Origin of the sequence: Candidatus Glomeribacter gigasporarum BEG34, from assembly GCF_000227585.1 — a bacterium.
GTDB lineage: Bacteria > Pseudomonadota > Gammaproteobacteria > Burkholderiales > Burkholderiaceae > Glomeribacter > Glomeribacter gigasporarum_B.
This window is the reverse complement of sequence record NZ_CAFB01000022.1, coordinates 1-5148: the sequence shown is the minus strand read 5'-3', so window position 1 is coordinate 5148 and position 5148 is coordinate 1. Positions and strand designations below refer to the sequence as shown.

Sequence of the window (5148 nt, the reverse complement as noted above, 5' to 3'; positions counted from 1 at the left end):
TGCGACACGCACCCGCAACGCAAACTGCGCTTCCAGTACGCTCATCGACTGCCGCTTGCCGCTCCGGTCGGGAATGTCCAACCGGCGCTTCTGGCTCAGGAATTTGACCGCCACGAACGGGTCTCGCCCTGGCAGTTGCACCTTAGCCGGCAAGCGGGCGGATTCAGGCGTCATCTTTGCTTTTATGCGGCTTTCCGCTTTGCCTGTGCCGCTGGCACGGGCATTGGACACCTGCATTCGGGCCGTACCCGCGCAGATACACTTTGGTCATAGGTCAGCAAGGGAAAGACAGGGAATGTGTCGGGATAGAGGTACGCATAACGCCATATCTGCTCAAGCATGCCGCTTTTCCGCGCTCGAACCGTTTGCCGTTGTTCACGCAATCGGGCCGCACGCGCTGCGCGGGCGCGCTGCAACGGAGACGGCAGCGCGGCCAACTGTTCGCGGATGCGTTGCAGGTTCGCCCGCACTTGATGCGCGCCGTCGCCCTCGTCGATTCGATCTGGCGGCGGCAATAAAGCGGCTGCCGTCGATGCCGAAATCCGGCGCCTAGCGACCGCCTGCGTCAGCGCAACTTCGCGCTGTTCAGCATCCCAACCGAGCGAGGTTTGCCAATGCACCGCGCGCCGCGCCTTCCGCGCCGCTTCCACCAACCGCTTGTAGGCGTCCTTGAACGCCATGCGCGCGCCCACCTGATCGCCGCGGTCGAGCACCACACGGGCAATGCCAAAAGCCTCCATCATCTCCGCCGTCCACACGAGCGTTGCCGCTTCGTCCTGAGCCGCCAGCGCTATCGCCCAGGCTTCATCGGCTTCAGGGCGGCCATCGTGCGCGGTATAGCCTTCCCATTGGGCGATCAAGTCCGCAGGCTTCGGTGCAAACTGCCCGCGCTGTGCATCCCGGACGTGTGCATTCAACGCCGCGCGCACCGTCTCCATCGGCCAGTCCTTCAAGGACTCGAAATACGCGGCCTTGGCCTCTGCCGGTAGCGCTTTGCCGTACAGCGCATACGCCGCATCGAGCAACACCGCAAATACATCAAAATCGTTTTCAGACATCGATCACCTCAGTTTTCGGGCCAAACAACATCGCTTTTGCGCGGGCGTTTTCAGCCTCCAGCGCCACCTGCCGGTTCAAGCCCGGCGGCCCCGTGCCCGCGCGGTCTTTCAGCGGAAACAGCCCCGTCCAGCCTGACAAAATGCTCTGCTCGATCACGGCGCGCGGCTCAAATCCCCGCTCGCGCAGCTTCGCCAGTTCGCACAGCGACAGCTCCGCCGCTTTTTCGGTAAACCTCGATTTGTGGGTCTTGCGATAGCTCACCCAATCCCGCCAAGCATCTTCCGGCAACCAGTCGGGGCGCTTCAGCTCACAAAGCGCGGCGCGACTCGCGCACGCGCCCTTTGATGGTTCCTCTGATGGTTCTAATGACGGTTCTTTATGGTTAGACCGCAGCTCCTGCGGGGGTTCACTGTATTCTTGCGGCGTGAGGATGTAGCTGGTATGACGGCCATTAGATCGATTCGCACGCAGTAGTGCACGTTGCTCAAGCCATTTAATGGCACCATGAACCGTGCGCTCTGAAAAACAGGTACGCTCACAAATCTTTGGGATGGAGGGCCAGCACACCCCCTGATCATTTGCGTTATCTGCCAGTAAGATCAAAACGAACTTAGCGGTCGGTGGTAGCTGGAGCGGCCAACAGGCTGCCTGGATAATCGTGCTCATCCCTTATTTCCCATACTGCGCGCTTGAATGCGCGCCGCCAGCCATGCCAGGCAATGCGCCGCTCGTGTATCCAGTCGGTGAAACGTTGAGTGATATAGACCTTCATTGCTTTCATTCCTACGCCGCCTCGCGCACAGCGGATTCGATTGATTCATCTCTTGAATCTCTTGAATCTCTGTTCTTTATCTTTAATCTGTTCTTTAAATCTCTTCTTTCTGAGCGCTCTTCCTTGGTGAGCAGACGCAGCTAGCCTTAAGCGACGCCTTTACATGTGTCTCCCTCGGAGCCGCATGACGCGGCAGCCTTGTAAGGTCAGTGGTGCTGCCTTCGCCGCCACTCGCCCCTGTTTCAGACCTGCCTCACAGTAGGGGCCTCTTCCCCATACGCTGCCGTATTTGCGCCGACCGTATGGGTGCTTTTTGTCATGGACGCCGTGGTGCTGACCCTCCACATTTCACTCAAGCAGGTTCGGTCTTGAGCCGTCCAATACCGCTCTCCGTTTAACGGTTCATCCGTCACTCCCCTTCGCCACTTCACACGTGGCAATGGCTTGTGGATGCGTGGCAAACCCATCCGCATCCGTTGCGTGATACGACAGCCAGGCCTTCTTGGGGCGACCGTGTTTGTCACGGGCCGGGCTTCCGTCCGAATAGGTGTCTACTTTCCAGGCCATCACCTGCGCGTCTCGAATCAGGCCGTTTTTCTCGGCAACCCGTATCCAGTCCAGGCAGGACTGCGGTATATCGAACAAGGGACTTGCGCGCACGGGTTTCATCCGTTTGAATATCCGCTGCGTCTCTTCATCGACCTTGGCTTTCCATTCCTGCAATGTGAGGACGTGCTGCACCCCTTGGCGGAACTCGACATTGCACACCTTCTTCTCCGCGCGCTCGCGTGCAATCCAGGTTGCGGCGGCATAGACGCAAAAGGCACTCATCTCTTGACGCCCGCGCTTACTGCCCGGCGCTTTGAAGCGGGCGCGCTCATGGAGCCTGCGGGCATGCGGTGTACCAATGAGCAGGTGGGAAAGATGCGAAACAGACTGGAAGCGGAGGACGCGCTGAGATTCCAGTGTCGAAGGCCGTTTATCCGGTACAGATTGCCGCGGCGGTGCGGATGCGGCTCGATGCGCAGATAGCTGCGCTCTGCCAGGGCCTTCACACAACGGTTGACCTCGCCGAGGGAAAGAGAACAGGCGCGGGCAAGCGCTCTCTGCCGCAGATCGCATACGCCCGCCTTCGTGCGGACTTCGCACAGCGCGAGCAGCACGCGCTTTTGAGTGGGCGGCAACTTCGCCTTGTGCGCCGCTTGTATATAGGCAGCGCTCATGCCACCCTCCTCCGGAGGGGGCTGGCGTGTACGTAGTAGGCTTTAAAGGACATCGATCTGCACGCTTTTGTTAAAAGGGCCGCCCCCAGAGCACATGAGAAAATCGTTGCGCTTCACTTCAACCATCACTCATGAACGGGGGACGTATGAACGAACCAATCAAAAAGCGCGATTGGACTGACAAAGTTTTTCCCATCGGCGTTGATGCACCTTTAAAGATCACACTCAACCGGGATACAGGAGCACTATCGATTCAGCAAACCCAGCTTCATCCTGCCGTGAAGGGTGGAATAACGATGGCGTTTTTATTAAGTCCGGCAGCAACACGAGAACTTGTTCTGGCTTTGAAGCGCCTTGAAACCGAGTTGGGTAAGCCAATCGAAGACCTAGCCATGCCAGATTCCGTCCAATAACACTGCGAAAACGGTTTATTGCGGATTTCATTTCATGACTCCTCTTTAGAGGTATCGCGCTTAACTCACTCATGAACGGGGGACGTATGGAAAACATCAAACTGAAGCCTGATTTATTCGTCATCGAACCGTATGGCGATATGTTTCTGCGTGTTAGAACTACGTTTTCGCGCACCAAGTCAGAAACTCAAGAAGAGGTTTCGGTAGATGTTCTTGTTCCACGAGACAATCAATCGTTAGAGGAAGTTGAAAAACAAGCTCTTTCGCGGTCGTTGGAGTTGTGAGTAGAAAAATGGAAATCTTGCGTCGATCCGATGAAACCCGTGCAAACCAAGACGGATTGGTAGACAACTCGGCAGCTTCTGTCTTCATGCGATTAGGAATATCGGCGTTCTCCGATGAGGTCTCTTCAGCCGCTTGTCCGTCAGCCGATTCGCTGCAATCCGACTCGAAATCCTGGTTGAGCAATCGAAGCTGGGGGATGAGTGCTCTCCTGAATCTTTTAAAGGCTTCGTCACCCCAAACAGGTTCTGCTTTGACTCTTTCGATCACAAATCGGCACAGCGCCTCTGATGCGATTTGGCGTTGACGGGCGTTGAGTTCCATTACAAACTCCATTCAAAAATTAAAGGTGAGATAGAGGCTGAATTTCGACAAAGAGTCACTGGATATCTCCTGTTCCCAATGCGGACAAAAACATACGGAGATCATCGGACGGTTTCAACACCAGCCGAAATTCGCCCTCTCCAATTGCCAGGCTTCTATCTGAGTCAATGCGGATGAGTTGAGACGGGGTATCGAGTCCGCCCAGAAAGCGCCGAACGTTTTTAGGGAACTGCGCGGCCAATTGCTCAAGTGAGCGCAGTGCAAACCACAAAGGCCGGTCGTCACATCGAATACGCAGATCAAAGTTTTGGGATGGTTTTGTCATTCAATGTTCCGCTTCAGACTCATCGCGCCACGGCTCAAAGTGCTCCAGAACGCAGCACGCACACAGCGCCGCGCCGTTCTGGATGTTCACCCGCATCTCGTGCGCGTGTTCCAGTTCCCCGCACAGATGGCAAGGGTGATATGTACTGCTTGGATTCATGAATCCCTTTCTTGAAATTCGAGGGTTGGGTCATTGCATGGCCCCTATGCCTGTAAGGTGTGCGTCGCTTGCGTCTGAGATCGGGATGGGCCATTACACAGACGCCCCGCTTTGCGCCGCTTCTGAAGCCGCCGCCGCAGGGTCAAACTTGTATATTGGATTGGCCCCATAAAGCTGATCACTTTATGAGGTGGCAGAGAGGAATCGCGTGCAAACAGGTTAATGAAGTACTGGGAGAAAGACAGGATGCTCTCTGCTTTTTATGTTGGTCAAGCTCCGGACAGATGGGAGAGGCTCAAGCCTCGCATCCAATCGGCAAGTATGGAGAGAGCCAACTTTTCAAGCATACAGCTAGAGGAGGATGCAATCCAATGGCAGCTTATATAGGGGTAGATGTCAGTAAACACGTGCTGGATGCACAAATGGGTGCTCATTATTTCCAAGTAGAAAACACAGCCAAAGGACTGAAGAAATTCATCCGGGCACTAGAGAAATTTATTCAATCAGGGAATCCAGTCAGTACGGTGGTCTGTGAAGCCAGCGGTGGCTATGAAAGGGATTGAATGTTGACCGTGCGCAAGGCTGGGTTCC

Annotated in this window: 10 protein-coding genes and 1 pseudogene; 2 read left to right on the top strand and 9 right to left on the bottom strand. The window is 55.7% G+C overall.

Annotated elements, in window-relative coordinates; translation table 11 throughout:
* Positions 1-182: 182 nt before the first annotated feature.
* The 6 genes and pseudogenes from CAGGBEG34_RS09475 to CAGGBEG34_RS00400 form a co-directional block, all read right to left on the bottom strand.
* Positions 183-1058 (bottom strand): hypothetical protein, encoded by an 876-nt coding sequence (locus CAGGBEG34_RS09475; protein ID WP_006681965.1) that lies wholly within the window; start codon positions 1056-1058, stop codon positions 183-185.
* A complete protein-coding gene (locus tag CAGGBEG34_RS11500; protein WP_238984915.1) occupies positions 1051-1347 on the bottom strand; it encodes a hypothetical protein in 297 nt (98 codons plus the stop codon). The genes CAGGBEG34_RS09475 and CAGGBEG34_RS11500 overlap by 8 nt, the downstream gene beginning before the upstream one ends.
* 246 nt (positions 1348-1593) lie before the next feature.
* Positions 1594-1725: pseudogene (locus CAGGBEG34_RS11495) on the bottom strand (helix-turn-helix domain-containing protein); the annotation flags it as partial.
* Complete coding sequence (locus CAGGBEG34_RS10885; protein WP_158641743.1) at positions 1670-1840, bottom strand: hypothetical protein; 171 nt, start codon at positions 1838-1840, stop codon at positions 1670-1672. The gene CAGGBEG34_RS10885 and the pseudogene CAGGBEG34_RS11495, both read right to left, overlap by 56 nt.
* Before the next feature lie 393 nt (positions 1841-2233).
* On the bottom strand, positions 2234-2662 hold the full coding sequence (locus CAGGBEG34_RS00405; RefSeq protein WP_006681963.1) for a hypothetical protein: 429 nt from the start codon (positions 2660-2662) through the stop codon (positions 2234-2236).
* The gene (locus tag CAGGBEG34_RS00400; protein WP_006681962.1) at positions 2659-3054 is read right to left on the bottom strand and encodes a helix-turn-helix domain-containing protein; all 396 of its coding nucleotides are present in this window, start codon (positions 3052-3054) and stop codon (positions 2659-2661) included. The genes CAGGBEG34_RS00405 and CAGGBEG34_RS00400 overlap by 4 nt, the downstream gene beginning before the upstream one ends.
* 146 nt (positions 3055-3200) lie before the next feature.
* On the opposite strand from CAGGBEG34_RS00400, the gene CAGGBEG34_RS00395 reads away from it, so the two are divergent.
* Positions 3201-3467 carry a hypothetical protein gene (locus CAGGBEG34_RS00395; RefSeq protein WP_006681961.1) on the top strand — a complete coding sequence of 89 codons (267 nt, stop codon included), beginning with the start codon at positions 3201-3203 and terminating at the stop codon, positions 3465-3467.
* A 159-nt stretch (positions 3468-3626) separates the two neighbouring features.
* Here the strand turns inward: CAGGBEG34_RS00395 and CAGGBEG34_RS00390 are convergent, their stop codons facing one another.
* The 3 genes from CAGGBEG34_RS00390 to CAGGBEG34_RS10880 are packed head-to-tail and all read right to left on the bottom strand — an operon-like array spanning position 3627 to position 4557.
* Positions 3627-4073 carry a hypothetical protein gene (locus tag CAGGBEG34_RS00390; RefSeq protein ID WP_158641742.1) on the bottom strand — a complete coding sequence of 149 codons (447 nt, stop codon included), beginning with the start codon at positions 4071-4073 and terminating at the stop codon, positions 3627-3629.
* 55 nt (positions 4074-4128) lie between these two features.
* A complete protein-coding gene (locus CAGGBEG34_RS00385) occupies positions 4129-4398 on the bottom strand; it encodes a hypothetical protein (RefSeq protein ID WP_006681959.1) in 270 nt (89 codons plus the stop codon).
* On the bottom strand, positions 4399-4557 hold the full coding sequence (locus CAGGBEG34_RS10880) for a hypothetical protein (protein ID WP_158641741.1): 159 nt from the start codon (positions 4555-4557) through the stop codon (positions 4399-4401).
* Positions 4558-4841: 284 nt separating this feature from the next.
* Between CAGGBEG34_RS10880 and CAGGBEG34_RS00380 the strand changes: the two genes are divergently transcribed.
* The gene (locus CAGGBEG34_RS00380) at positions 4842-5120 is read left to right on the top strand and encodes a hypothetical protein (RefSeq protein WP_042687158.1); all 279 of its coding nucleotides are present in this window, start codon (positions 4842-4844) and stop codon (positions 5118-5120) included.
* The last annotated feature ends 28 nt before the right edge of the window (positions 5121-5148 follow it).